This window comes from Pedobacter cryoconitis (assembly GCF_014200605.1).
GTDB classification, from domain to species: domain Bacteria; phylum Bacteroidota; class Bacteroidia; order Sphingobacteriales; family Sphingobacteriaceae; genus Pedobacter; species Pedobacter cryoconitis_B.
This window is the reverse complement of record NZ_JACHCE010000001.1, coordinates 628,273-654,717: the sequence shown is the minus strand read 5'-3', so window position 1 is coordinate 654,717 and position 26,445 is coordinate 628,273. Positions and strand designations below refer to the sequence as shown.

The window sequence follows — 26,445 nt, the reverse complement described above, 5'->3', positions numbered from 1 at the left end:
TTAAAATTTATTTAATCATCAGGCCTTAATACTGTCATGATATTGTCATTGTAATTTTATATAATTATATTCACACCTTATGATGAAAGCTATAAAACATTGTCCTGTACTTTTATTTTTCACTTTTCTGATTTTACTGTTGCTCACAGGAATTGGTTTCTGTGTTTATACTTCAAAACTGGCGGGCTTCACCCTGCTGAATTTTTATCATCCGGCATGGCTTGATTATTTCTTTTCTTATTATACCCTGATGGGAGATGGTATAATAACCGCATTAGCCATTGTCTTGTTATTCTTCTATAAAAAGAAAAAAACTGCATTAATCTTATTGACTGCTTATTTAAGTTCCGGGATAGTGGTTCAAATTTTAAAAAGGATTATCATACAGCCAAGGCCGGGTCTTTATTTTGACCAGATAGGCTTCCATTATGAACATTTTGTCCGTGGAATACATACCCTGCATTCAGGCTCCTTTCCTTCGGGCCATACCGCATCAGCCTTTGCGATGGCTACTGTGCTTGTACTTTGCTTAAAAAGCAGGAAAATAAGCTTATTGTGCTTATCAATGGCAGTATTAGCAGGTTACTCCAGAATATATCTTGCCCAGCACTTTTTACAGGATGTCATCGCTGGTGCCATAACTGGATCTATTTTTGGCTTATTAAGTTTTTATCTGATTCAACAGGCTAAACCCTTTAAACTGGCCGGAATTTACAGAAAAAAACAGCCCGTATATATTCAGGCAGAGCCAGAATACACACAGACAGAGCCAGAATACAAACAAACTATTCGTTAACCTCTATTCTTTCGCCATAGCTAAACAAAGATATTTTACTTGATCCACCAGGCTGTCTGCTCAACTGAATTTGTGTCCCTATCCGCTCTTTAAGCGCTTCGACATGCGAAATAATACCAATACTTTTCCCATTAGCCTGTAGGTTCTCCAAAGCTGTAATGGCTACATCCAGTGTTTCAGCATCCAGTGTTCCGAATCCTTCATCAATAAATAAGGAATTAATCTGTACTTTACGGCTGGCCAGATCTGATAAACCCAAAGCCAGTGAAAGGCTCACCAGAAAGCTCTCCCCACCCGAAAGCGTGGACATTGGCCGGACCACATCTGCCTGATAACCATCAATAATCTGCAGATCCAAATCCTTTTCCGGGCTTTTCAGAATACTATACCGGTCACTTAAACGCAACAGATGCCGGTTAGCGAGTTCTGTTAACCTGGCCAGGGTAAGCCCCTGTGCAAAACGGCTGAATTTCTTACCATCAGCAGAGCCTATCAAAGCAGACAATTTTTGAAAACGATCTGCATCTTTCTGCTGATTTTCGATTTGCAATGCAACTTCACTATGTTTCAATTTCAGCTGATCATCTTCATCAAGCTGATGCCGTAATTTCACCATGCTTTCAACCAGCCCCCTTAATTTCAATCCATTTTCTGCTAACTGAGGACTAATTACCTCACTGGTTTCTGTAGTCAGCGCTTTCTGCTGCTCTGTTTCCAGATCTTTTTGCAGGCTCAGTAAAAGGCTTTGACCAGAGGCGATTTTCTGTGCCGCCTCTTTTTGTAATTCCTCTGCAGCTTTCGCTTCCTGTTCCTCCAGGTAAAGCTGTTGAAGTTCAGCTACATTTTTTAGTCCCTGCGTAGCCAGTTTGCCCATCAGTTTCTCTAAATGCAAATTAAACGACTCTATAGTGGCCAGATATGAAGTATGTAAGGTTGTCTTTCTATCCTCAGCGATACGAACCTTTTGTCGTTTCTCCTGTAATAAATGCTGGAAATCCCCGGTCTCTGTCCTGTATTTCTTTAACGCGTTAACCAGTTGCGATCTTTCCTCAACCGGATCTTTTGAACCAAAAAGCTCAATACGTTCTTCCTGAATTTGTTCTAAGATCTTTTGCTCGTCTTTCAATTGAATATTCAGCTGTTCTATCAACTCCTTTTTCTCCTGAAGCGCAGAAAGACTATTTTTAAGTTCCGTCTCTTTTTGACGAAGATCAGGCTGCAACTGATTGAGTTCCTTTTCAGAAGTTTGATAACGTTCATATCTCACTTTCATCTCAAGGATAATTGTCTCTGCTTTTTCTGCTTCAAAAAGAATTCCGAAGGGTGCTATCAGGTCTTCAGCTTTAGCTGTGAGCAGTTTAAGCTCTGCATCGGCAGCGGCCAGTTCCTGATTGGTAACAGCAATTTGCTGCTCAGCAAAACTAATGGTTAAACCAGTCTGTTCAACCTTATTCTGTGCTGAGGCCAAAACTTCTTTCTGCTGAATAACCTGAGTTTCCAGTCCATTAATCTGCAATTGCATATCCTTTACAGTTTTCAATTGAACCTGTAAATCCTGCTGCTGTATTCTCTTCCTGTTAATTACTGCGCTTATAATTTCTGGTTTATTCAGATCTAAAGGTTTAGGCAATAGCTGATTATTTGCTTCAAACTCTGAAAGACTTTGTGTAAGCGAATCTTTTAAGGATAAAAGAGATTTTTCACCCGTTTGCACCTGGTGATTTAGCGTATTCAGCTCAATCAGCTGTTGATTCAATTTTGATTTTAGCAGATTCACCTTCTCCAGCTGCTGCTTACGCCTCTGGGCAGATTCAGTTAATTTACTTGTATATTTTCCTTCTACAAAAGGATGATGCACTGATCCGCAAAGCGGACAAGGCTTTTCTGGTTCCAATTGCAAACGGTCTGCATCATATTTTTGCACCTTTACTTCCAGCTCATAAATTTGCTGTAAATAATCCAGGTGGGTTGCTCCTTCCTGATTTTCAAGCTCCAGCTTCGTTAGGCCTTCTTCTGCCAGGGATTTTTGGTTACGGTATTGGGCCAGAACCTCAGTTAATGCAGTCTGTTCCTTTAAAAATTTATGATATTGACCAGAGAGCCGTAATTGCTGCTCTGAGGTTTGAATCAATACTGGCAGATTGCTCAGATCTGATTCCAGCTCTTCAACAGATTTCCCTGCCAAAGTCACTTGCAGACCTTGATTATACTGCGTTATTGCTGCATTATAGTCAACTAATTTCTTTTCAAATAAACCGATATTCTTTTGGGTCTCAGCAACTGTCAGTTTAGCTTTTTCTGCTTGTCCGGTATAATCTCTCAGACTTTTTTGCTGCTCGCCAGACTTTTGTTCTAAATTTTTAACTTGCTGTACAAACTGGCCAAATACAATAACCTCCTTATCCAGTTTATTATCTTTAGCATGATCCCTGAGCCACTCCGATAGATTATCAATTCGTTGTTGTACAACTTTCAACTGATCGGCCATTACCATGCGGGCAGTATTCATCGTTTGAAGACTTAAGTTCGCTGTCTCAAATGATTTACTGGTTTTTTCCAGCTCAGTTTTAGCCTGTGCAATTTGTATATCCTTCTTTACAACCGTATCAAAGACAGGCTCTGAATCTGTTAAAGTCTTCTCCGTTTGCACCGATTTATCTTCTGCTTCTTTCAAAGCATTTTTCATCAACTGCTCTTCTTTAACCAGTTCAGGATACTGTAATTCTGCTTCTTGTAAATCGGTTTCATATTTACGCTGCTGGCTTTCTATCAGACTTAACTCAGCCAGTGCAGGGCGATGAACCAAAGCGGCAAGATGTTTTTGAAGTTTTAAAAACCGGGTTTCATGTGAAGCATAAAAAAGCTCATCAGCAGCTAAAGTTTGCTGTAACTCCGATTTTCTGACTTCCAGTTTCACCAGGTTATTCAGCCAGTCAATTTTTGTTCTTAGCAAAGCTTCCTCTGTCTTTAGCTGGCTTTCCTGAGCAGAAAGGTCAATTAACTCCTGCTGATAAATGGCACGTTCATCTGCAGCAAGCAAAACCACATGCTCCAGCTGATTGCGCAGCTGATCTAGTTTTGCCCTTTCCTCTTTTGCTTTTTCGTAGGCATCGATAGAAATCTGCGAATAAATACCAGTATCGGTTATTCTTTCCAGCAGTTCACTTCTCTCATTTTCATCCGCTTTCAAAAAGCGGGTAAAATCGCCCTGCGATAAAATCACAGAACGTAAAAACTGGTTATAATCCAGGCCGCATAACCTGACAATTTCATCTCTCACATCTTGTAAAGGATGCTCAATGATAATCGTACCAGTCACCGCTTCGGCCAGTTCCATCTTCTGCGTTTGCAGCTGACCTTCTGCTTTGCCGCGGCTGCGCCTGATAGACCATTTGGCCCTGTATAGTTTATCTTTAACCTCGAATTCTACTTCCGCAAAAGATTCTCCGGTATGGCGGGTCATAATCTCAAATACGTCTTTAGTATGGCGGTGAACCCTTCCATATAAAGCTACAGTAATTGCATCGAGTATAGTTGTTTTTCCTGCGCCAGTAGGGCCTGTAATAGCAAATATTCCACTTTCAGTAAAAGGAGGCCGGTCAAAACGGATCTCATGCTGACCTTTCAGGGAATTAAGGTTTAAAAATTTAATACTTATAATCTTCATGCCTTATCCTCTTTTTGTGCCATATATTCCAGTACCTCATTAAATGTTTGCAGCAAATCAGTATGGTCTTCTTCCGGGAACTCCGATTCACAGCGTTTCAAAAACACTGTTTTAGGATCAAGATCCGTTAAAGCCATAACCTCCTGAGTCTGCGAATCCAGATTTTGTGCCGCTTTTGTTCTCAATTGTCTTGGAAAAATCCTGTCAATAAAAGGTTTATTGACAATCAGTGTATTCAGCTGTTCTTCCAGATCAAAAATGAAGGTCTCAGTTTCTACCTGCACCTCTACCCAGGCAGGGTATAATGTTCCGGGATCTTCCAGTAAAACCAATTTGGTTTTCACCTTCTCAAAATCCCCTTTAATTCTGATAAGTTTACGATAACCAGGCACTTCAATTTCATTCAGGCTAACCATTTTGCCGGCCTCAAACTCCAGCACAATCACCTGTTTCCTATCATCAGTTTCCGAGAAGCTAAGTGGTATAGGTGACCCTGAATAACGGATATGCTCCATTTTATTAATCACCTGCGGGCGGTGAATATGGCCAAGGGCGACATAATCAAATTCCTCCGGGAACTGATCGCCTCCTACCTGCCCCAGGTTACCTACATGAATTTCCTTTTCGCTATCAGAGGTACTTGACCCTGCAGCAAAAAGATGTCCTGTAGCAATAACCGGAATATGATTGGCTTTATATTCTCCGATATATTCTTTAAACCGATGATAATGATCACAGATCCCCTGTTTAATCCTGGTTTCTCTTTCTTCGGCGGTTTCACCCGATACAGAAAGCCGGATATCACGGTCCCGTAGAAACGGAACTGCACAGACTACCAGTTCCAGCGCACCGGAAGGGTTTTTGATCTCAATAATCTGATCTGTAAATTCTTCTGGAACACCGCCAATAATATGTACATTAAAGTACTTAAGCAGTGAAGAAGGAGCATTTAAGGTACTGATAGAATCGTGATTGCCGCCAATAATAATGACCTCTCTGCAAGCCGTATCTTTTACCTGTCTTAAAAAGCCATAGTACTGTTCAAAAGCCGTATTAGAAGGACTTCCGGTATCAAAGATATCTCCCGCAACAATTAAAACATCAATTTTTTCAGTCTGTAAGGTCAGTATGAGCCAGTTCAGGAAAGCCTGATGCTCATCTGTACGCTCACTTTGTTCCAGTCTTTTTCCGAGGTGCCAGTCGGCGGTATGAAGAATTCTCATCGTTGCCTGCTAAATTAAGCAATTGCCAAGACAATTGCTTAATCCGTGCATAGCCTATTCTACTAGTTTTGCAGATTTACGCCATTTCCAGGTGCAGCAGAAATCAAGCTATCGACAACAAAAACCGATACTCCTCTCCAGGGAAGCGGGCTTTTGTATTCCTTATAATGCACTTCGATATTAGAACCGGCATTTCTGCTTAATTGTTCAGCTACCCGATCATTAGTTACCGAAAACATAAACTCATTGGAAGCTATATTTCCAGGTGCCTGAGAACGTATACCTGTCTGTATCAGACGGCCTTCATTTGTTTTAAATATATATCCCTTTTTCACGAAGTAGTTCAGCTGACCGGCCTTTACCCCTTCGCCAAAAACAAAAAAGTATCTGTAATAAGTAAATCCAGCCACAAATAAAATAACGAATAAGATTAGTATAGTCCAGAATTTCCCTTTAGACTTTTTTTGAGGGACGTTAGCAGATCCCGAGTTTGTATTTTCCATAGAAGAGGTTTTCCTTGTCGGCAATCAACAACTGTTCCACAATCAAAACAAGAGCCACAACACACTCAAAATCAAGCAAACAGCGCAAAACAGAGTTAAATTTATTGTTTTCAACCCGCTATAAAATTTTACTGATCAGTAAATCCATCAATTGATGTCCTAAAAATCAGTTTATTATTCAGCCAACAAAAAAAGGATGTGCTAACCAAATAGCACATCCCTTTAAACATTTTAGCTAAACCTAAGCTCCTGATTAATCAATCAAAAACGATCACAACCAAGGCCACCAACCAGTACACTACACAGGCAGGAAAGCCTATAATTTAAAAAATGGATGCTAACATGATGGCATAGCGTTCCGGGCTTTTTCAGCGAAGGCAATGCCGCCAGAATGCAGCATCCATTTTTTAAATTAGGGTGGACTTACTTCCAACCACCCCCTAAAGCCCTGTACAACTCCACAACAGCATTCAGCTGTGCAGTCTTTACAGTCGCTAAATCAAGCTCACTTTGCAGTGCATTACTTTGCGCATTAATGACCTCTAAGTAATTCGCCATGCCGCTTTTAAATAACATATTTGCATTGCTCAAACCACTTTGTACAGTCTTTACGCGTTTATCAGCTATCACATACTGTTCTTTCAGTTTCTCAATTTTAACCAGTTCATCAGAAACTTCACCAACCGCAGTTAACACTGAGGATCTGAACTGAATTACTGACTTTTCACGGTCAACCAACGCAACCTCATATTGAGTTCTCAACTGTTTACGCTGAAAAATCGGCTGGGTAATCCCACCAGCAACCACACCAAATAATGAACCTGGAATATTAAACCAGTTACTTGCTTTAAAAGAGTTCAAACCACCATTTGCAGTAATCACAAGTGAAGGATATAAACTTGCCTTTGCGATCCCGACTTTAGCATTTGCTTTCACTAACTCCAGTTCCGCGTTTTTAACATCAGGTCTTAAACTCAACATGCGTGAAGGAATACCAGTACTTACCTGATCCTGAACATTGATTGAAGCTAAAGTTCCGATTCTTGCAATAGTTTTAGGGAAAGCACCAGTTAAAATACTCAAAGCATTTTCTTCGAGCGCTATTCTTTGCTCTAACTGAGGTACTAAACCAGCAGCTACCAATTGCTGAGCTTCTGCTTGCTGAATCGCTAATGAAGTTACCTGACCAGCAGAAAACTGCAATCTGATAATATTTAAGGTACTATCATTTAAAGACAAGTTTTTCTTCGCAATTTCAAGCTGTGTATCCAGCATGATCAATCTATAAAAACTTTGTGCAATATTAGATACTAATCTGGTCTGAACAGCTTTTTTAACCTCAGCAGACTGCATAAAAGCTGCACCTGCTGCATTTCTCTGATTCGCAATTTTGCGCCAGATATCAGCCTCCCAGCTTAATCCGCCAGTTACACTATAATCCTCAATATGTTTAGATTGAGAAAACTGACCAATTTGCAAACCATTTAAACTATTGTCCGAAGGGCGGCTTGTATTTGCACCAACTTTTAAATTCAATTCTGGTATATTTCCCAGTTTCGACTGTTGAAACAACAAAGCAGCAGCTTCCATATTTTTCAGGGCAATCTGCATATCGTAATTATTGATAATTGCGGTATCAATCAGACTCCTGATAGTCTGCTCCTTAAAAAATTCTTTATAAGGCAGCGTAGCAATACTCACAGTGTCAGTTGAAACACTGCCCCTGAACTTTTCAGGAGCAGCATTTACTGGTAAAGGAATATCTTTAGATACTTTACAGGCACCCAGAACGAGTACAAGTAAAAGAGCGGTATATATACTTTTATACAGTTTCATATTCATTAATATTAATAGATTCTTCATGTTCTTCTGTAACCGGATCCTGAGGTTTACCTGAAACTTTTTCCTGTAAAAACTGGAAGATTACGAATAAAACAGGAATGATGAACAATCCAAGGATAACTCCGGTAATCATACCTCCGGCAGCACCGATACTAATCGAGTGGTTACCTAAAGCAGAAGGACCAGTTGCACGCATCATTGGAACCAATCCTACCACAAATGCAAGAGAAGTCATGATAATCGGGCGAAGCCTTAATTTAGCTGCTTCCAGAGCTGAAGAAACTAAAGTATTTCCCGCTCTTCTTCGCTGAACCGCGAACTCTACAATCAGAATCGCATTCTTAGCGAGCAGTCCGATCAGCATGACCAGCGCCACCTGCACATAGATGTTATTCTCAATTCCGGTTAAACCGATTGCAACAAACACACCGAATACACCAGTAGGAATTGATAAAATAACAGCTAATGGCAGGATGTAACTTTCGTATTGAGCAGATAAAAGGAAATATACAAACACTAAACACAACCCAAAGATGATTACAGACTGACCACCAGAAGTAATCTCTTCTTTAGTCAAACCAGTAAACTCATAAGAGAAACCTGAAGGTAATTGCTGTGCAGCCACTTCTTCTACCGCTCTGATCGCATCACCAGAACTATAACCTGGTTTAGCCATCGCGTTAATACCAATTGAGTTAAATAAGTTATAACGGGATACTGTTTCCGGGCCATAAACCCTTTGCAATTTCACCAAAGTATTGATTGGCACATTTTCGCCAGCCCTGTTTTTCACAAAGACATTATCCATCGCCGAAGGATCAGCACGGTCAGCTACATCTGCCTGCACCATTACCCTGTAGTACTTTCCAAACCTGTTAAAATCTGAAGCCTGCGCACTACCAAAATAAGCCTGCATGGTCGTTAATACATCCCTAACAGAGACACCCAGCTGTTCAGCTTTAGCTTCATCCAATTGAAGTTCCAACTGCGGATAATCCGCTCTGAAAGTAGTAAAAGCTACTGCAATTTCCGGGCGTTTCATCAGCTCACCGATAAAGTTATAAGCTACCCCGCTAAACTTGCCAATGTTTCCTCCGGTTTTATCCTGCAACACCATATCCAGACCATCCACGTTACTAAAACCAGGAACTGTAGGGAAAGTAAACACGAAGAAATTCGCGCCTTTAACACCTGCAAGTTTACCTCTGATTACATTCATAATCGCATTGATATCTTTCACTTCTCCACGTTCTGCTGTTGGTTTCAATAACACGAACATCGCACCCGCAGATGGACTGTTTGACTGTGTAAGCAGGTTAAAACCTCCCAGTACGTTAAACAGTTTGGTAAAAGCCAGCGGTCTTAATAAAACCTCTGTTTCTTTCAATACCTGTGTACTTCTTTCCAGCGAAGCACCAGCTGGCAATGACATCGAAATCGCGATGAAACCCTGATCTTCTGAAGGAATAAATCCTGTAGGTGTTTTTTTCACCATCCATACCGTAGCAAGGATAACGATTAACAAACCAGCTAAACCTACCCATTTGGTACGGATCAGGAATTTCAAACTACCTACATATCTGTTGGTTAAAGATTCAAAACTAGTGTTAAAACCTTTAAAGAAACGTTGTTTGAAACTAGTTGGAGCTGCAGCCTCATGACCATCAGCATGCGTTTGTTTCAGGAACAGCGCACATAAAGCAGGGCTCAGTGTTAACGCGTTTACAGCAGAAATTACAATCGCAATAGCCAGTGTAAAAGCAAACTGTCTGTAGAAAACCCCTGTTGAACCTTCCATAAAACCAACAGGCAGGAACACCGCACTCATGACCAGGGTAATCGAAATAATCGCACCTGTAATCTCATGCATCGCTGCTGTTGTTGCAGGTTTTGGCCCTATTTTCTTGTGCTCCATCTTCGCATGGACAGCCTCGACTACCACAATCGCATCATCGACTACAATACCAATGGCCAGTACCAGTGCAAATAAGGTTAATAAGTTAATCGAGAAGCCAAAAAGCTTCATGAAGAAGAAAGTTCCTAAAATTGCTACCGGAACAGCAATTGCCGGAATCAGTGTAGAACGGAAATCCTGTAAGAAGATAAATACAACGATAAATACCAGGATAAATGCTTCGATCAGCGTATGAATTACCTGATCAATAGATTGATCCAGAGAAGTTTTAGTACTATAAACCACATCATAACCTACGCCTTTAGGGAATTCCTTTTCGGCTTTTTTCATGAATTTAGTGATCGCAATCTGAATCTCATTCGCATTCGATCCACTCAACTGCTGAATCGCAATGTTCAGACCTGGTTTAGTATTGACACGGGTTAAATTCGAATAAGTATAAGAACCTAATTCTACTCTTGCCACATCTTTAAGACGTAAAAATGAACCATCAGCATTAGAACGGATAATCATGTTCTGATACTCTTCTGGCTTGGTTAATTTACCTTTATATTTCAGTACGTATTCAAAAGCATTCTTACTGCTCTCTCCGAATTTACCCGGGGCAGCCTCTAAGTTTTTATCTTTAATGACCGCCATTACTTCATTTGGCGTCAGGTTATAAGTTGCCATTTGTGCAGGGTTTAACCATACACGCATCGAATAGTCTCTGCTTCCACCAAATATATTTGCCTGACCTACCCCTTGAATCCTTTTTAACTCAGGAATTAAGTTAATCTGCGCATAATTGGCCAGGAATGTCTGATCATAGCTTTTCTCATTATCGGTGTGTAAGTCTACCACCATGATTAAGCTGTTTTGTTGTTTTGCAGTGGTTACCCCTGCCTGTACAACCTCAGCAGGTAACTGACTTGTAGCTTGTGCCACACGATTTTGTACGTTTACTGCCGCCTGATCCGGGTCAGTACCCAGTTTAAAGTAAACTGAGATTACCAGTGAACCATCGTTACTCGCGGTTGAGCTCATGTAGCTCATGTTTTCAACCCCATTGATTGATTCTTCCAGCGAAGGCGCTACAGAACGTAATACAGTTTCGGCATTTGCACCGGGATAAAGCGCAGTTACCTGTACAGCAGGAGGCGCGATATCTGGAAATTGCTGTAAAGGCAATTTTGTAAGTCCCAATACCCCCAGAATCACCAATAATATGGAAATAACAGTGGCTAAGACAGGTCTGTCTATAAATTTCTTAAACATGATATGTTAAATTATCTTAATGCAGTTTTAATAGGTTCTTCTTTTAGTTTTTCAGGTTTGATAACGTCACCTTCTTTCAATTTATCAATACCATCAAAAACAATTTTATCTCCTGCTTTTACGCCTTCTTTAACCAGATAATTAATACCTGTGGTTCCAAGAATTGTAATTGGAGTTTTGCTCACTTTATTTCCGGCATCAACTGTGTAGACAAACATTTTGTCCTGAACTTCTATTGTTGATGATTGTGGAACTAAGATCGCATCCGGGTGATTAATGCTCAGTCTTAATTTACCAGTATTACCAGATCTTAACAGTCCCTGAGTATTTGGGAAAGTAGCTCTTAAAGCAATGGAACCTGTTTGTTTATCAAACTGGCCATCGACCATGTCAATTTTACCTTCTTGAGCGTAAACAGTACGGTCTGCCAGAACTAATTTAACACCAGGCAGTTTTTTAAGTCTTTCTGCAACTGTTTTACCAGGGTAAGTAGCATTGAAATTGATAAAGTCATCCTCTCCTAAAGAGAAGTAAACATGAACTTCGTGTGCATCCGAAAGTTGAGTAAGCGGAGTTGCATCTGCAGTACCTACTAAACTACCTTGTTTTCTTGGTAATCTGCCTACATAACCAGTTACCGGTGCTTTAATTAAAGTGTAACCCAGGTTAATATTTGCAGTCGCTACACCTGCTTTTGCCTGTTCAACACTGGCCTGAGCTGATTGTAAAGTAGCTTTTGCAGTTTTAAGCTGAAAATCGGAAACAACTTTATTTGCTACCAGCGGAGTAAGTTTATCTACTTCAAGCTGTGCATTGGTTACCGCTGCCTGCGCTGCATGTAATAAAGCTTTAGCGTTGTTTACTGCTTCTTTAAATGGAAGTTCATTGATTTTAAAAAGTGGTTGTCCTTTTTGGACAAGGGCGCCTTCGTTCACATAGATTTGATCTAATGAACCAGAAACCTGCGGGCGTATTTCCAAATCAACGGCCCCCTGAATGGAAGCAGGATATTCGGTAAAGGTGGTTTCTGAACTATTATGTAAGGCAATTACCGGAAGGGATTGTATTACAGGAGCAGCTACCTGGACTTTATCGCTGGAACAGCCAATAAATAATGCGGCGAGAAGTAAAATTGAAATTTTCATAACGTTAATCTGTTGTTTAACTTGTTGTGTGTGATGTAGGTAAAATGTATTATTTGGTAACATTGGGGTAATTCTTTTTTAACGTAAATAGGTTATTTAACACTGTTAAGTTATGAGGCAAAAAAAACGAAATAGTGTGTATAGATTTTTTCCTTAGCGGAGAGCTAATTACATATAAATAATCTAACAGTGTTAAGTACTCCATAAAAAAATTTTTAATCGTTGATAGTTTGTATAATCCCATGAATCGCATCTTTTAGAATATGCTGATTCATTTCGTCGTTAGCTCCTCTTCTAAGCAGATTAATTGAAATTAATCCATGTATAACAGACCAGAAAGTATAGTACTTTCTACAGACCCTGTCCTGACAGAGTGCATCGACTTTCATAATCTCTATGATGGTATCGCTAATCAGCTTACGCGAAGCTTCTACTTCTGGTAAAATTTTCTGCTGTTCACAACAGATCATATCCACACCAAACATCACCTGATAAAGATGTGTATGTTCAAATGCAAAATCCCAGTAAGCAATCCACATCGCTGACAACTGTTCTTCAGGAGTATTATATTTTGCTTTCGCTTTTTTCAGATCTATCAGTAATAATATATTGCCTTTTCTGGTCAGTTCCATCAGGATACCTTCCTTATTGGCAAAATATTCATAAATAATCGGCGCAGTGTATTCAATTCTGTCTGCAATTTTACGCATACTTAAGGCCTGCCAACCGTCTTCTTTGACGATATCTAAGGCAGCATCAAGTATATTAGCTCTTGTTTCTTCCTTAACCCTTTGAATTCTTTCTTTACTACCCATGGTAATCTTTGTACTGTGTAAATAATCTAACAGTGTTAAGCAAATGTATAACTAGTTTTAAAAATCTGTATCAGCAAATTGTCACAACTATAAAAATGGCCGGAATAACGATTTAAACCAACATTTTTTTGATGGCAATTTTAAGATTGTCTGTAAGTTCTGATCAGCCGGGCATACTTAAGGATGCTCAGCAAGTTAAAAAGAGAAGCGGGTTAACGTCTGGAAGAGTTCGTAGTTGTAAGGGTGTTGGAAGGGTCCGGTACCCTTTCAACACCCTTACAACTACGAACTCAATACGACCTGTTGCATACTGACATTAGTTACAGGTTCAATAAAATTATAAATTATGACATGAACCTGCCTCAATGCTGACCATTCGGGCAGGTTTTTTTTGTACCATTGTATAATAAATACACCATATTTTGAACTACAAAAAGAGCTCCCTGACACTGCTCCTTATTTTATTGGCTTTTTTTGTCAATGGACAGCAGTTAAAAAAAGGCAGGAATGTTGCGGCATGGAAGATAAGCTATGCACTGGATTTCGGTTCGCAACAACAACAGAAAATAGCTTCTAAGCAAGATCAGGGGCAAACGGCCATGATTGAACTGGCTAAATCTTTATCAGGATCAACAGATGACTCCCCTCCTCTTATTTGTTATGTAAGCCCGGAATATATCAGGGTAGAGCAAAAAGGATTGGGTGGGGGAATAACCCTGGCCGACAAAAGAGATACTGTAAGCTATTTACTGGATACTGCCGGTAAAACAGCGACAAAATATCCTGCAGCTATGCCGAATATACAAACAGCTATGGCAGGAGATTCTATGATGGTGATCAGTTCTGCCGATTTTGTCATGGAACTTAAAACAGGTACCCTAATGATTGCAGGACATTCCTGCAAAAAAGCAGTATTTATTAACCCTCATTCTCCCGAAAACGTGATTACCGTATGGTATGCACCAGAACTGCCCCGCCTGTACTGGCAGCAATATAGTTATTTAAAAAGCATACCTGGCTGTGCCCTGGCCATCGGCACCTTATCCAGAGGACTTAACATCGGCATCAAAGCGAGCCTGATCGAGAAGGTCACTTTAGGGGAAAGCTTCTTCACCCCGCCGCCAGCTTATACCATTAACGAAGAAATGTCTTACTAAAATTATCCAATGCGTAAATTAATCATCTGTATTTTATCAGCTATGCTCTGGAGCATAACTACCCGGGCACAAGAAAATATTCAATTAAAAACCGGAGACCTTATCTTCCAGAATTTAGATTGTGGCCCTCTTTGTGATGCGATCAATGCAGTCACACAGGGCTATCAGGGCAATAAGTTTAGTCACATGGGTATGGTTATGCTTAGAAATGATAGTGTACTGGTCATTGAAGCTTCGGGCAAGAATGTTCATCTGACACCACTCCCGGTATTTTTATCCAAATCAAATCATCCTCATTATGTTGGCAGACTTAAACCAGCTTATCAAAAGATAATACCTACTGCTATTGCATTTTCTATGCAGCAAATGGGTGTCCTTTATGATGATCAGTATCTATATAACAATGGAAAATACTATTGTTCTGAACTGATCTATGATGCATTTAAAGCAGCTAACAAGAACAAACCTTTCTTCAAACTGTTCCCGATGACTTATAAAGAACCAGGGTCGGGCGCCTTTTTTCCAGTATGGAAAGTGTATTTTGAACACTTAAACATGGAAGTTCCGGAAGGGAAACCCGGTTGTAACCCCGGAGGCATATCTTTATCTGATAAAATTGATATCTTAGGGCAATATAAATAACAGCTTAAAGCCCTTATAAAGTCATATAGAAATCAAATTAACCGTCAAATTCTTGTTTAAACAGTATTTATTAAGTTTTTAATCATTTATACCCGATAATTGGACATTCTTGTTCCGTTTCTAGCTTTATATGGCTAGAAATTTGTTAATTTGAATCGTCGAATATTGGTACTCAGACACCAAAAAGCAATATTCATAAAAAAAGAATTATGGCAAGCAAAGAGAAAGAAAAAGAAAGTACCCATATTTTATCAATTGATATTGGTGGCACCGGTATCAAGGCCTGTATCTTAACACAAGAAGGCGAACTATTCTCTGAGTATACCAAGCTTCCTACACCCAAGGATTCTACTCCTGAAAATGTAATTAAAGTTATCCATGAATTGGTTGCACCACTTACACCTTATGGAAGAATCGCAATTGGTTTCCCCGGATATGTAAAATGCGGTATCGTTGAAACAGCTCCTAATCTTGCCAAAAATCAATGGGCAGGTTTTCCGCTTGCACAGCAGATCAGCGATGTTTTAGACAGGCCTGTCAGACTGGTTAATGATGCTGATCAGCAAGCGCTTGGCCTTATAGAAGGTAAAGGTTTTGAAATCGTCCTTACTTTAGGTACAGGTTTCGGCACAGCACTGACTTTTGACGGAGAGTTACTCCCGCATCTTGAACTTTCACACCTTCCTATTTCAAAAAACAAGGATTATGATGATTACATCGGGGAAAAGGCCTTTCAAAAAGAAGGTGAAAAGAAGTGGAATGAAAGACTAAAACGAATTATAGAAATTTATAAAACAGTGTTTAACTATGATGTGCTATATCTTGGAGGAGGAAATTCCAAATACATCAATTTTGAGCTAGATCATAATATCCACCTTGTTTCTAACAGGGATGGTATTAAAGGTGGTGCAAAATTATGGGCCGCTAAGGAAAAATATCATGTTTTCACAACCTATCCAAAATCAAATACAACAAATGGAAAGTAAATTCACATTAGGAATGATAGGCCTTGGTACAATGGGCCGCAATTTATTGCTGAACATGGCCGATAAAGGCTTCGCAGTAACAGGTTATGACAAGGATCCGAAAATGATCCAGAAACTTAAAGAAGATGGTGCAAAACACAATCTTACTGCTTACAGCTCATTGGAAGATTTTATTGGAAGTCTGCAATTACCAAGAAGAATTATGCTTTTGGTACCTGCAGGACCAATTGTTGACAGTGTCATTCAGGAACTTTTACCTTTATTAGATAAAGGTGATATTATCATTGATAGCGGAAACTCTCACTTTACTGATACCAGCAAAAGAGCAGCCGACTTATCAAATGATGGAATCCATTTCTTTGGAATGGGAATTTCAGGCGGTGAAGAAGGTGCGCGTTTCGGCCCTAGTATTATGCCAGGCGGTGATAAAGCTGCTTATGGTGAAATGAAAGAAATCCTTGAAGCTGTTTCTGCAAAAGTAAAAGGTGATCCATGTGTGGCTTATATCGGCCCCGGAGCTTCTGGCCACTTTGTTAAAATGGTGCATAACGGTATCGAATATGCCATGATGCAATTATTGGCAGAGGCTTATGACATTATGAAAAATGCACTTGAATATTCAAATGAGCAGATTCATGGTGTATTTGAGCAATGGAACAATGGTCGTTTACAATCTTTTCTATTAGAAGTAACGAAAGATATATTTGCCTTTAAAGATGAAAAAACCGGTGGTTACCTGGTTGATTACATTAAAGACGAAGCTAAATCGAAAGGTACAGGGAAATGGACATCACAAGTATCAATGGACTTGCAATTGCCTATTCCTACGATTAATGAGGCCGTAAGTACAAGAGACTTATCTAAATTCAAAAGCTTACGTACTGCTTTATCTAAAACTTATACACAGGGAAAATATACTGTTGGAGATAAAGACAAATTTATCGTTGAACTGGAGCAGGCTTTATATTTTGCAGTAATTACTTCGTACGCACAGGGTCTTCACTTATTATGGCAGGCATCTATCACTTATGAATATGAACTGAACCTGCATGAAATTGCGCAAATCTGGCGTGGCGGATGTATTATCAGAGCAGAATTCTTAGAAGATATTTACCAGGCTTATAAAAAACAACCTGATCTGGAGCATCTTTATGCTGATGCAGGTATAGCAAAAAAATTAGAAGAAATTTTACCTGGAATGAGGTCTGTAGTTAGCCATACTGTGTTAACAGGATTAGCCGTTCCTGCATTTGCTTCTGCCCTGACTTACTTTGATTCGTTAAAAACAGAAAGAATGCCTTCTAACTTAATTCAGGCACAAAGAGATTTCTTTGGTGCGCACCAGTTTGAACGTACAGATGCAGAAGGAACTTTCCATGCCATCTGGAACCCTGTAAAATCATAATACAAAAGAAATGAAAACAAGTCAATGCCTTAACCCAACCATTTTTGTCATCTTCGGTGGCACTGGGGATCTAAATATGCGCAAACTTGCGCCAGCACTTTATAACTTGTATTCTGATGGCTATATGCCTAAAGATTATGCAATCATCGGAACAGCGAGAAGTAAACTCACTGATGTACAATTCCGTGAAACTATTATGGGCGGCGTAAATCAATTTTCCCGTGCCGGAAAAGTAAAAAAAGAAAAATGGGATGTTTTTGCAGAAAATGTGTTCTACAATCCTGTAGACGTGTCTGCTCCTGAAACTTTCCAGGATCTTAAAACAAGTATTGAGAAACTTAAAAAGAAATTTGGTCCTAAAACACAGGTAATTTATTACCTGGCAGTAGCACCAAACCTATTCCCGTTAATCGCAGAATGTATTGCAAAATATGATCTTGCAGGAAATGAAGAAAATTGCCGTATTGTAATTGAAAAACCATTTGGCCGTGATTTAGAGACTGCCAAAGAATTAAATAAACTGCTTACAGGTATTTTCACAGAGAAACAGATTTATAGAATTGACCATTATCTGGGTAAGGAAACTGTTCAGAATATTATGGCTTTCCGTTTCGCCAACTCTTTCCTTGAACCACTTTGGAACCGTACTTATATTGACCACGTACAGATTTCTGTAACAGAGCAATTGGGAGTTGGAGATCGTGGAGGTTATTATGATGGAGCAGGTGCATTAAGAGATATGATCCAGAATCATATTTTACAGCTTCTTTGCTTAATCGGTATGGAAACCCCTATCAATTTTGATGCTGATGAAATCAGAAATAAAAAAGTCGATGTATTAAAAGCTATGCGTCCTTTCGGACCTGATGATATCCGTTTAAGCACTGTCCGCGGACAATATTCTAAAGGATGGGTAGAAGGAAAAGAAGTTCCTGGCTACAGATCTGAAAAAGATGTAGATGCACATTCTAACACAGAAACTTTTGCTGCAGCCAAATTCTTTGTAGACAACTGGCGCTGGCAGGGAATTCCTTTTTATGTACGTACCGGTAAACGTCTGTTCCAGACTTCTTCTTTGATTACGATACAGTTTAAGGATGTTCCTCACCAGGTTTTCCCTGCAGGTGTAACTGAACACTGGCAGCAAAACAGACTGATCATTAGTATTCAGCCTGAAATGAGTATCCGTTTACAGGTACAGGCTAAAAGACCCGGACTGGATATGGTACTGAACCCTGTTGATATGGTTTTTGATTACAAAGGAACTTATAGTTCAGAAGCTCCTGAGGCTTATGAGACTTTATTACTGGACGTAATGATTGCAGATCAGACACAATTTATGCGCGCAGATCAGGTAGAAAGTGCATGGGAATTATTAATGCCGGTAATTAATGCATGGGAAAGCAAAACTTCATTAAGCTTCCCTAATTATCCTGCAGACTCATGGGGGCCTGAAGATGCTGAAGCCCTGATTGCAAGAGATGGCTTCCATTGGTTCACATTACCTTTAAAAAACAAAGACTAGTATGAATTTACTTATCTATAAAACAAAAAGTGAGCTGCTGAAAGACTTAGCAGATTATATTATTGCAATTGCTGAAAAAGCGATTGCTGAAAAAGATTGTTTTAATTTTGTGCTTACAGGCGGTAATTCCCCTAAAGAATTATATGAGATGCTGTCTACCACATACCGTGAAAAATTAGACTGGTCAAAAGTATTTTTCTTTATCGGCGATGAACGCAATGTTCCTCCAGGACATGAAAGCTATAACGGCTTAATGGCTAAAAAATCAATTTTAGATCCTTTGAATGTTGCTGCTGATCACATCTTTTTTGTAGATACTACGCTTGCTCCCGAAAAAGCTGCTATTGAATATGCAAAAGCTATCAATACACATTTTGCCGGTGCAGATCTTTCATTTGATCTTATTTTATTAGGCATGGGCGATGACGGGCATACTGCTTCATTATTCCCTGGTACTGATATTCTGGATAGCAAAGAAGTCACTGTGGAAAGCGTATTTGTTGAAAAATTAGATACCTACAGAATCAGTTTCACTGCTCCTTTAATTAATAAGGCAAAAAATGTGGCTTTCCTTGTATTTGGAGAAGCTAAAGCAGAAGCCCTTAAACATGTTATTGAAGGTCAGCCTAAGAATACCAAATTGTATCCATCTGAATTGATTGATCCGATTGATGGTAGCCTTACCTGGTTTTTGGATAGTGATGCGGCGAAATTGCTGGATAACTAAGATCATCATCTTTATAGAAAGCCCTGCTCCATTTAAATGGAGCAGGGCTTTCTATATATGTTTTTTTGAGGGTTTAAGAATAAGAAAAAGAATTGTAACATGTTCTGATTGGCTGGAAACATATTCTCTTATAAAATCAACAAAACATCATTAATCATTCTTAGTCTTGAAACCAATGCGTATTCCTGGCTGTTCATCCTTTTCAATAAATTTACTCAGGTAAGTAAAAAGAACATCAATTTTCTCATCTTGCTTAACAAGCCTTTTCTCTATTTGCTCTACTAATAATGAGATGTCTTTATGTAAAAGAATCGTCTCCCTTAATTTGACGAAAATTTCAATAATACGTATACTCATCTGTATAGGTTTATCACCTTTAAGCACATTGGATAACATCAGAATACCATGTTCTGTAAAAGCATATCCTCTTTTTTTACATCAGAACAAATCAGCCCTGAATCTGTTGTATATTAATAAAACGCCCAACCCCATTTTATGCCCACTCAAACAGATGTCTTAATTATAGGTGGTGGATTAGCAGGATTAACAGCGGCATTACATCTCCAAAAGACAGGAATAGCTGTAATTCTGATTGAAAAAGACACATATCCTCATCATAAAGTCTGCGGCGAATATGTTTCTAATGAGATCCTCCCCTATTTGCAGTGGCTGGATGCTGATCCGGCTATACTTCGGCCTTCCATCATCACCAGGTTACAATTCTCTACAATTCAGGGCAATAGTATTTTTACCAGGTTACCGCTTGGCGGTTTTGGAGTCAGCAGGTATCAACTGGATAACTTCCTTTATGAAAAATTTATAGCTAAAGGCGGACTTGTGATACAGGATACTGTCAATCACGTTATATTCGGGAAAGAGAGCTTCACGGTTTCTACTAAAAATAAGCAGCAATTCATAGTCAGACAGGTTATTGGCGCTTATGGGAAACGTTCTTCACTCGATCTCAAATTAAAAAGAACTTTTATTCAGCAAAAATCTCCATTTCTGGCTGTAAAAGCCCACTATACAGGAGAATTTCAAAATGATCTTATCGCACTGCATAATTTTAAAGGAGGATATTGCGGGGTTTCTAAAGTTGAAGATCAAAAGATAAATATCTGTTATCTGGCAGATTATAATACCTTCAAAACACATAAAAATATCGGGATATATCAGGAAAAGGTACTTTATCAGAATAAACACTTAAAAGATATTTTTGAACGTTGCACACCATTATTCGAGACACCTTTAACTATCAGTCAGTTATCATTCGGTGCAAGAAAAACTGTCACTGATCACATCCTGATGATTGGTGACACTGCTGCTTTAATACATCCTTTATGTGGAAATGGTATGGCCATGGCTATTCACAGTGCGCAGATTTGTGCAACCTTACTGACCGCATTTTTTAAAGGAGATATTTCCAGCAGAACTGAGCTGGAAAAACGCTATATTATATCCTGGAATCAGAATTTTAAATCCAGATTGCGAATGGGCAGTACTTTATCAGCTATTTTGAGCAAAGAATATTTAGCAGAAAAGCTCATCAGCGGGATGGTAAATATCCCTTTTGTCTTACCTATGCTGATCAAAAAAACGCATGGTCATCTTTTAACAGTTCAGGAATAATGTTTATAGACACTACCAACAGAAGTACCGCTCCCGAGATAATGGATAACTTTGATATGGAAGGAGAAATACTCAGGGATGCCCTTGATAAAATTGCCAGTATCAACCGTTTGCTTGGCGGCAATAAAGTGACCCTTGAAGGGATTAAATTTTTAATCAAAACACAACCAAAATCCACTTTAATACGTATTACAGATATAGGATGCGGAAATGGAGATATGTTAAGGGCACTGGCCGATTACGCGCAGCTCAATCAGCTGAATTTCGTACTGACCGGGATTGATGCCAATAATTTTACAGTAGCGCATGCACGGAGTTTATCTGCCGGATATACCAATATAAGTTATGAATGTAAGGATGTATTTAATGAGCTGAATCAACAGGAACCAACAGATATAATCCTTTGCACTTTAACCTTACACCATTTTAAAGATCAGGAGATCATAGCCCTGCTGCAAAGTTTTCAAAAAACAGCAGGACTGGGTTTTGTGATCAATGATTTACAGCGGAGTGCTATTGCTTATTACCTGTTTCTGGGCTTATGTTTTGTATTCCGCCTCAATGCAATGTCCCGTGAAGATGGACTGGTTTCTATTCTTCGGGGGTTTAAAAAGGCCGATCTCTTGTCATTTTCAAAAACACTGGGGCTTAAAAATTATGTTATCAAATGGAAATGGGCGTTTCGTTATCAATGGATAGTTAAAATATAATGAGTGTAACTATAAAAAGCATCAGCAAAGCATTGCCTGAATATACAAGGACCACAGCCGAAATTATCCCCTTTCTGGATGCATGGCTGCATGGACAGGAAGACAGATTTGTCCGCAAGGTTAAAAAGATATTTGAAAATGCGGCAGTAGACAAGCGTTACTCATTGATGTCACCCGAAGAGGTATTCAGTGATCTTGGTTTCCAGGAACGCAATAATATATATATCAGAGAAGGTATAAAACTGGGGACAAAATGTCTGAGCGATGCGATCGCAAAAGCCGGCTGGCAAAATCAGGATATTGATTATATCATTACCGTAAGCTGTACCGGGATTATGATTCCTTCTCTGGACGCTTATCTGATCAATGCCTTAAAATTAAGGCAGGATATTGTACGTCTTCCGGTAACGGAAATGGGCTGTGCTGCAGGGATATCAGGATTAATCTATGCCAGACATTTCTTAAAGGCTAACCCGGGTAAAAGAGCTGCTTTGATCGCCGTAGAATCCCCTACAGCAACTTTTCAGCTAAACGATTTTTCGATGGCCAATATTGTAAGTGCCGCTATTTTTGGCGATGGTGCTGCCTGTGTACTTTTATCTTCACATCCCGATGATCAGGGTCCGGAAATACTGGATGAAGAGATGTATCATTTCTACGATACTCAGGATATAATGGGTTTTAAACTGACCAATACCGGTTTACAAATGATACTGGATATAACCGTTCCTGAAACAATCGGGCAGCATTTCCCTGCGATCATCCATCCGTTTTTAGCTAAAAACGGATTGGAAATTCAAGCTATAGATCACCTCATTTTTCATCCGGGCGGAAAAAAAATCATAGAAGTTGTAGAAGAATTATTTGGTTCTATGGGCAAAGATATTGACGATACAAAAGAGGTGCTGAGATTATATGGAAATATGTCAAGCGTTACAGTACTCTATGTGCTTGAACGGATTATGGATAGAAAACCACAAAAAGGTGAAACAGGTTTGATGCTTAGTTTTGGCCCGGGATTTTCTGCGCAGCGGATCTTATTGCGGTGGTAAAAAACTTTAAACTGTTTCTAAACAATTTTTGTATTTACTTTACATCTTTGAAACAATAAAAAATATAATGATGAACGCACAAGAAATACTAGCTAAATTACCTTACAGCAAGCCCTTTTTATTTGTAGATGAATTATTGCAGATTGATGAAAACGGATCAACCGGAACTTATACTTTTGATAAGGACCTTGATTTCTATAAAGGGCACTTTAAAGATGCACCGGTTACACCAGGAGTAATCTTAACAGAAACTATGGCACAGATTGGCCTGGTTTGCCTGGGTATTTATCTTTCACAAAATACCAATTCAGAGCTGAAAGCACATGTGATGCTGACTTCGACAGCGATGGATTTTATGAAACCAGTATTTCCGGGCGAAAAAGTGACGGTAACAGCCGAAAAAGTATATTTCAGATTTAAAAAACTGAACTGTAATGTCGTGATGAAAAATGAAGCTGGAGAAGTGGTTTGTAAAGGGAATATTTCAGGGATGGTAACGACAAAAATGAATGACTAAACGTGTTGTCATCACCGGTTTAGGGGTTGTTTCACCAAATGGTGCGGACATTGCGCAATTCACACAAGCCATCAGAAATGGTTTGTCTGGTATAAAGCATGATCCGCAGCTGGAACAACTTCTTTTCTCCTGCCAGATCGCAGGAAAACCAGTGATAGATGAATCGCGTATCCTCCAGTACTTCACTCCACTGGAAATCCGGAACCTCGAAAGCACAGGGATTGTTTATGGCGTAATAGCAGGTATGGACGCCTGGAAAGATGCCGGACTGGAACCTGCTGCTGCCGAAACACCGGACTGGGAAAGTGGTACTATTTTCGGGACAGGCACTTCGGGAATTGATAAATTCAGAAATGCTGTTTATAAACTGGATAATCTGCAGATCCGCAAACTGGGCAGTACAGTTGTCGCACAAACTATGGCAAGTGGTATTAGTGCCTATTTAGCCGGAAAGCTTGGTCTGGGTAACCAGGTCACAACAAACTCTTCTGCCTGTGCAACAGGAACCGAAAGCATTTTAATGGCTTATGAACGCATCAAAACAGGTCAGGCAACGATTATGCTTGCCGGTAGTACAAGTGACAGCGGGCCTTATATATGGGCTGGTTTTGATGCCATGAAAGTCTGCACTTATAAGTATAATGATGCACCTGAAAAAGGAAGCCGTCCAATGAGTGAAACTGCAAGTGGTTTTGTGCCTGGCAGTGGTGCAGGGGCTATGGTTTTAGAAAGTCTGGAAAGCGCTTTAGCCAGAGGTGCTAAAGTTTATGGAGAAATACTGGGCGGACATTTAAATTCGGGCGGACAGCGCGGAACAGGTACCATGACTGCCCCTAACCCATTAGCAGTACAACGCTGTATTGCTATGGCTTTAAAGACTTCCGGAATCAGGCCTGATGAAATTGACCTGATCAATGGCCATTTAACAGCCACCTCAAAAGATACGCTCGAAATACAAAACTGGGTTACAGCGCTGGGGCGTTCGGGAAAAGACTTTCCTTATATCAATTCAATTAAAGGAATGATTGGTCATTGTATCAGTGCTGCCGGCAGTATTGAATGTGTGGCTTCCGTTTTACAACTGGACGGAGGATTTATCTTTCCAAACATTAATTGTGAAGACCTGCATCCGGAGATTGCAGCACTGGTAGATCCTGAACGTATTCCAGGGTTTTGCCTCGATAAAAAAATCAATATTCTGGCTAAGGCAAGTTTCGGCTTTGGCGATGTAAATGCCTGTTTGATATTAAAAAAATATGATCATGGATAGAGAAGTATTAATTGCAGCTATCAAAGAAATTGCAGCTCCGTATACCGAAGATAAAACAGCATTGGATACGATTAATGAAGACACAGATTTTATTAAAGATCTGAAAATAAATTCAGCCAATCTTGTCGACATCGTATTGGACCTGGAAGAAAAATTCGGAATCGAAATAGACAATGATTCTATGGCAAAAATGCTGGACGTAAAATCTACTGTAGAAGTTATTGAGGCAAAGCTTGCTGCACATGATCGGAAATGACATCGTTGATCTGAGAAAAGCTGCGCTGGAAAGCAACTGGCAGCGCAAAGGTTATCTGACTAAAATATGTACGTTTAATGAGCAGCAGCTGATCCTGGAAGCTCCCAGTCCTGTTGTGATGCTATGGCTCATCTGGACAATGAAAGAAGCAGCCTGTAAGATTGTACAGCGCAAAACCGGTATCAGAAGTTATGTTCCCTTAAGTTTCAATTGTGAAACGGTACAGACTGATAGTTCAGCGGCATTTGGAAAGATTAATTATCTGGGAGAGGTTTTTCAGATCAGGAGTGAAATTAAAAAAACTTTCATCCATTCTATAGCTGTTTCAGCACCCGAAGATTTTGAACACCTTCAATTACATTATCTCCCCCGTTCAGCTGCTTATAAGGAAGAATTCAATAATTTATCAAAGTTTTATCTTCTGGCCGGCACCCCATCAGGACTCCCTGAGTTAACCCATCAGTTAACCGGCCAGAAACATGCTGTATCCATCAGTCACCACGGTGACTATCTGGCTGTTGTTTATTCAGATTCTCTTCTATTAACAGATTAATAATCCCATCTGCCATTCCTACCCTGGGTACATGGATCTGTTTGATACCTGTCCATTTCATTAAGGTAATAAAAATCTCACAGGCCGGGATAATTACATCTGCACGGTCAGGATTTAAATTAAAAAGCTGAATCCGCTCTTTTAAAGAATGACTGTTCAATTGATTATAAAGAGATTTCAGCTTTAAAAAGGTTAATGGCATCCCCTCCTTTTCATTTGCCATTTTATAAAGCTTATTGATATTTCCGCCTGTACCGATACCTGCCAGGTTTTTATGATATTTGGTCTGATCTTTTACCCAAAGTTTCATTTCTTCCCAGGTCTCTTCTTTATCCTGGTTATCCAGTATCCGGATCGTTCCGATATCAAATGATTTAGAAGCTACAGGAACTTTATTCACGAAAACAGACAATTCTGTGCTACCACCACCAACATCTATATAAAGATAGTTTTTCCTGATATCCAGGTCATCTTCAATATGATTGGCATAAATAATATTTGCTTCTCTCTGGCCTTCAATAATCTCCAGATTTACATTTGCTTTTTCGTTGATTAATTGAATAATATCGAGTCCGTTCTGCGCTTCTCTCATCGAAGATGTAGCACAGGCAAGATATTTAGTAACCTGGTAAACATCCATCAGGTTTTTGAAAGCCTGCATAGTTTTAATCAGATCTTCAATTTTACGTGCTGAGATTTTATGATCCAGAAAGGCATCATCCCCTAACCTTAAAGGAACCCTTACCAGTGTATTCTTTTTAAAACCAAACCCATTTTCACTGTATGTTATATCTGCAATAAGCAGTCTTACGGCATTAGAGCCAACGTCAATTGCTGCATATCTGAGCATAAT

Annotated in this window: 23 protein-coding genes; 14 read left to right on the top strand and 9 right to left on the bottom strand. The window is 39.5% G+C overall.

The window, feature by feature from the left end; genetic code table 11:
• Positions 1–79 precede the first annotated feature (79 nt).
• Positions 80–796, top strand: coding sequence for a phosphatase PAP2 family protein (locus tag HDE68_RS03060; protein WP_183878785.1), 717 nt, complete (start codon positions 80–82; stop codon positions 794–796).
• Here the strand turns inward: HDE68_RS03060 and HDE68_RS03055 are convergent.
• From HDE68_RS03055 to HDE68_RS03025, 7 genes are all read right to left on the bottom strand, one after another.
• Entirely contained in the window at positions 786–4,463 is a 3,678-nt protein-coding gene (locus tag HDE68_RS03055; RefSeq protein WP_183878783.1) for an AAA family ATPase, read from the bottom strand. The genes HDE68_RS03060 and HDE68_RS03055 overlap by 11 nt on opposite strands.
• Positions 4,460–5,686 (bottom strand): exonuclease SbcCD subunit D C-terminal domain-containing protein, encoded by a 1,227-nt coding sequence (locus HDE68_RS03050; RefSeq protein WP_183878781.1) that lies wholly within the window; start codon positions 5,684–5,686, stop codon positions 4,460–4,462. The genes HDE68_RS03055 and HDE68_RS03050 overlap by 4 nt, the downstream gene beginning before the upstream one ends.
• A gap of 62 nt (positions 5,687–5,748) precedes the next feature.
• Positions 5,749–6,189, bottom strand: coding sequence for a hypothetical protein (locus HDE68_RS03045; RefSeq protein ID WP_221300652.1), 441 nt, complete (start codon positions 6,187–6,189; stop codon positions 5,749–5,751).
• 423 nt (positions 6,190–6,612) lie between these two features.
• Positions 6,613–8,025, bottom strand: a complete 1,413-nt coding sequence (locus HDE68_RS03040; protein ID WP_183878779.1) for a TolC family protein — start codon at positions 8,023–8,025, stop codon at positions 6,613–6,615.
• Positions 8,012–11,203: an efflux RND transporter permease subunit gene (locus HDE68_RS03035; protein WP_183878777.1), complete on the bottom strand. Its 3,192-nt coding sequence runs from the start codon at positions 11,201–11,203 to the stop codon at positions 8,012–8,014. Before HDE68_RS03035 ends, HDE68_RS03040 begins: the two co-directional genes overlap by 14 nt.
• Positions 11,204–11,214: 11 nt before the next feature.
• Positions 11,215–12,348, bottom strand: a complete 1,134-nt coding sequence (locus tag HDE68_RS03030) for an efflux RND transporter periplasmic adaptor subunit (RefSeq protein WP_183878775.1) — start codon at positions 12,346–12,348, stop codon at positions 11,215–11,217.
• 215 nt (positions 12,349–12,563) lie between these two features.
• Positions 12,564–13,163: a TetR/AcrR family transcriptional regulator gene (locus HDE68_RS03025; protein ID WP_183878773.1), complete on the bottom strand. Its 600-nt coding sequence runs from the start codon at positions 13,161–13,163 to the stop codon at positions 12,564–12,566.
• A gap of 422 nt (positions 13,164–13,585) precedes the next feature.
• On the opposite strand from HDE68_RS03025, the gene HDE68_RS03020 reads away from it, so the two are divergent.
• The 6 genes from HDE68_RS03020 (at position 13,586) to pgl (ending at position 19,605) form a co-directional block, all read left to right on the top strand.
• Entirely contained in the window at positions 13,586–14,320 is a 735-nt protein-coding gene (locus HDE68_RS03020) for a hypothetical protein (protein ID WP_183878772.1), read from the top strand.
• A gap of 9 nt (positions 14,321–14,329) precedes the next feature.
• Positions 14,330–14,962, top strand: coding sequence for a YiiX/YebB-like N1pC/P60 family cysteine hydrolase (locus HDE68_RS03015; protein WP_183878770.1), 633 nt, complete (start codon positions 14,330–14,332; stop codon positions 14,960–14,962).
• Positions 14,963–15,171: 209 nt separating this feature from the next.
• On the top strand, positions 15,172–15,948 hold the full coding sequence (locus HDE68_RS03010) for an ROK family protein (RefSeq protein WP_183878768.1): 777 nt from the start codon (positions 15,172–15,174) through the stop codon (positions 15,946–15,948).
• Positions 15,938–17,353, top strand: a complete 1,416-nt coding sequence (gene gndA / locus HDE68_RS03005; RefSeq protein WP_183878766.1) for an NADP-dependent phosphogluconate dehydrogenase — start codon at positions 15,938–15,940, stop codon at positions 17,351–17,353. The genes HDE68_RS03010 and gndA overlap by 11 nt, the downstream gene beginning before the upstream one ends.
• Positions 17,354–17,363: 10 nt before the next feature.
• Positions 17,364–18,878 carry a glucose-6-phosphate dehydrogenase gene (zwf, locus tag HDE68_RS03000; RefSeq protein ID WP_183878764.1) on the top strand — a complete coding sequence of 505 codons (1,515 nt, stop codon included), beginning with the start codon at positions 17,364–17,366 and terminating at the stop codon, positions 18,876–18,878.
• Position 18,879: 1 nt separating this feature from the next.
• The gene (gene pgl / locus HDE68_RS02995) at positions 18,880–19,605 is read left to right on the top strand and encodes a 6-phosphogluconolactonase (protein ID WP_183878762.1); all 726 of its coding nucleotides are present in this window, start codon (positions 18,880–18,882) and stop codon (positions 19,603–19,605) included.
• 150 nt (positions 19,606–19,755) lie between these two features.
• Here the strand turns inward: pgl and HDE68_RS02990 are convergent, their stop codons facing one another.
• Entirely contained in the window at positions 19,756–19,962 is a 207-nt protein-coding gene (locus HDE68_RS02990; protein ID WP_183878760.1) for a hypothetical protein, read from the bottom strand.
• A gap of 138 nt (positions 19,963–20,100) precedes the next feature.
• Here HDE68_RS02990 and HDE68_RS02985 point away from each other — a divergent pair, with 138 nt between their 5' ends.
• The 7 genes from HDE68_RS02985 to HDE68_RS02955 all read left to right on the top strand — a co-directional run bounded on the left by HDE68_RS02985 (position 20,101) and on the right by HDE68_RS02955 (position 25,592).
• A complete protein-coding gene (locus HDE68_RS02985; protein WP_183878758.1) occupies positions 20,101–21,234 on the top strand; it encodes an NAD(P)/FAD-dependent oxidoreductase in 1,134 nt (377 codons plus the stop codon).
• On the top strand, positions 21,234–21,944 hold the full coding sequence (locus HDE68_RS02980; RefSeq protein ID WP_183878756.1) for a methyltransferase domain-containing protein: 711 nt from the start codon (positions 21,234–21,236) through the stop codon (positions 21,942–21,944). Before HDE68_RS02985 ends, HDE68_RS02980 begins: the two co-directional genes overlap by 1 nt.
• A complete protein-coding gene (locus tag HDE68_RS02975; protein ID WP_183878754.1) occupies positions 21,944–22,996 on the top strand; it encodes a type III polyketide synthase in 1,053 nt (350 codons plus the stop codon). The genes HDE68_RS02980 and HDE68_RS02975 overlap by 1 nt, the downstream gene beginning before the upstream one ends.
• Positions 22,997–23,063: 67 nt before the next feature.
• A complete protein-coding gene (locus HDE68_RS02970) occupies positions 23,064–23,513 on the top strand; it encodes a 3-hydroxyacyl-ACP dehydratase FabZ family protein (protein ID WP_260171596.1) in 450 nt (149 codons plus the stop codon).
• Positions 23,506–24,783, top strand: coding sequence for a beta-ketoacyl-[acyl-carrier-protein] synthase family protein (locus HDE68_RS02965; protein WP_183878752.1), 1,278 nt, complete (start codon positions 23,506–23,508; stop codon positions 24,781–24,783). The genes HDE68_RS02970 and HDE68_RS02965 overlap by 8 nt, the downstream gene beginning before the upstream one ends.
• Positions 24,776–25,039, top strand: coding sequence for an acyl carrier protein (locus tag HDE68_RS02960; protein ID WP_183878750.1), 264 nt, complete (start codon positions 24,776–24,778; stop codon positions 25,037–25,039). Before HDE68_RS02965 ends, HDE68_RS02960 begins: the two co-directional genes overlap by 8 nt.
• On the top strand, positions 25,026–25,592 hold the full coding sequence (locus tag HDE68_RS02955; protein ID WP_183878748.1) for a 4'-phosphopantetheinyl transferase superfamily protein: 567 nt from the start codon (positions 25,026–25,028) through the stop codon (positions 25,590–25,592). Before HDE68_RS02960 ends, HDE68_RS02955 begins: the two co-directional genes overlap by 14 nt.
• Here HDE68_RS02955 and HDE68_RS02950 read toward each other — a convergent pair.
• On the bottom strand, positions 25,531–26,442 hold the full coding sequence (locus HDE68_RS02950) for an exopolyphosphatase (RefSeq protein WP_183878745.1): 912 nt from the start codon (positions 26,440–26,442) through the stop codon (positions 25,531–25,533). The two genes, HDE68_RS02955 and HDE68_RS02950, sit on opposite strands and share 62 nt — an antisense overlap.
• Between the last annotated feature and the right edge of the window lie 3 nt (positions 26,443–26,445).

Excerpts from the sequence above, each read along its gene's own strand:
- HDE68_RS02990 (WP_183878760.1), bottom strand. The coding sequence starts at position 19,962 with ATGAGTATACGTATTATTGAAATTTTCGTCAAATTAAGGGAGACGATT.
- HDE68_RS02965 (WP_183878752.1), top strand. The coding sequence starts at position 23,506 with ATGACTAAACGTGTTGTCATCACCGGTTTAGGGGTTGTTTCACCAAAT.
- HDE68_RS02955 (WP_183878748.1), top strand. The coding sequence starts at position 25,026 with ATGATCGGAAATGACATCGTTGATCTGAGAAAAGCTGCGCTGGAAAGC.
- gndA (WP_183878766.1), top strand. The coding sequence starts at position 15,938 with ATGGAAAGTAAATTCACATTAGGAATGATAGGCCTTGGTACAATGGGC.
- HDE68_RS02960 (WP_183878750.1), top strand. The coding sequence starts at position 24,776 with ATGGATAGAGAAGTATTAATTGCAGCTATCAAAGAAATTGCAGCTCCG.
- HDE68_RS02970 (WP_260171596.1), top strand. The coding sequence starts at position 23,064 with ATGATGAACGCACAAGAAATACTAGCTAAATTACCTTACAGCAAGCCC.
- HDE68_RS03015 (WP_183878770.1), top strand. The coding sequence starts at position 14,330 with ATGCGTAAATTAATCATCTGTATTTTATCAGCTATGCTCTGGAGCATA.
- HDE68_RS03045 (WP_221300652.1), bottom strand. The coding sequence starts at position 6,189 with ATGGAAAATACAAACTCGGGATCTGCTAACGTCCCTCAAAAAAAGTCT.
- HDE68_RS03040 (WP_183878779.1), bottom strand. The coding sequence starts at position 8,025 with ATGAAACTGTATAAAAGTATATATACCGCTCTTTTACTTGTACTCGTT.
- HDE68_RS03010 (WP_183878768.1), top strand. The coding sequence starts at position 15,172 with ATGGCAAGCAAAGAGAAAGAAAAAGAAAGTACCCATATTTTATCAATT.
- HDE68_RS03055 (WP_183878783.1), bottom strand. The coding sequence starts at position 4,463 with ATGAAGATTATAAGTATTAAATTTTTAAACCTTAATTCCCTGAAAGGT.
- HDE68_RS02975 (WP_183878754.1), top strand. The coding sequence starts at position 21,944 with ATGAGTGTAACTATAAAAAGCATCAGCAAAGCATTGCCTGAATATACA.
- pgl (WP_183878762.1), top strand. The coding sequence starts at position 18,880 with ATGAATTTACTTATCTATAAAACAAAAAGTGAGCTGCTGAAAGACTTA.
- HDE68_RS03035 (WP_183878777.1), bottom strand. The coding sequence starts at position 11,203 with ATGTTTAAGAAATTTATAGACAGACCTGTCTTAGCCACTGTTATTTCC.
- HDE68_RS03050 (WP_183878781.1), bottom strand. The coding sequence starts at position 5,686 with ATGAGAATTCTTCATACCGCCGACTGGCACCTCGGAAAAAGACTGGAA.
- HDE68_RS02985 (WP_183878758.1), top strand. The coding sequence starts at position 20,101 with ATGCCCACTCAAACAGATGTCTTAATTATAGGTGGTGGATTAGCAGGA.
- HDE68_RS03060 (WP_183878785.1), top strand. The coding sequence starts at position 80 with ATGATGAAAGCTATAAAACATTGTCCTGTACTTTTATTTTTCACTTTT.
- HDE68_RS03025 (WP_183878773.1), bottom strand. The coding sequence starts at position 13,163 with ATGGGTAGTAAAGAAAGAATTCAAAGGGTTAAGGAAGAAACAAGAGCT.
- HDE68_RS02980 (WP_183878756.1), top strand. The coding sequence starts at position 21,234 with ATGTTTATAGACACTACCAACAGAAGTACCGCTCCCGAGATAATGGAT.
- HDE68_RS02950 (WP_183878745.1), bottom strand. The coding sequence starts at position 26,442 with ATGCTCAGATATGCAGCAATTGACGTTGGCTCTAATGCCGTAAGACTG.
- zwf (WP_183878764.1), top strand. The coding sequence starts at position 17,364 with ATGAAAACAAGTCAATGCCTTAACCCAACCATTTTTGTCATCTTCGGT.
- HDE68_RS03030 (WP_183878775.1), bottom strand. The coding sequence starts at position 12,348 with ATGAAAATTTCAATTTTACTTCTCGCCGCATTATTTATTGGCTGTTCC.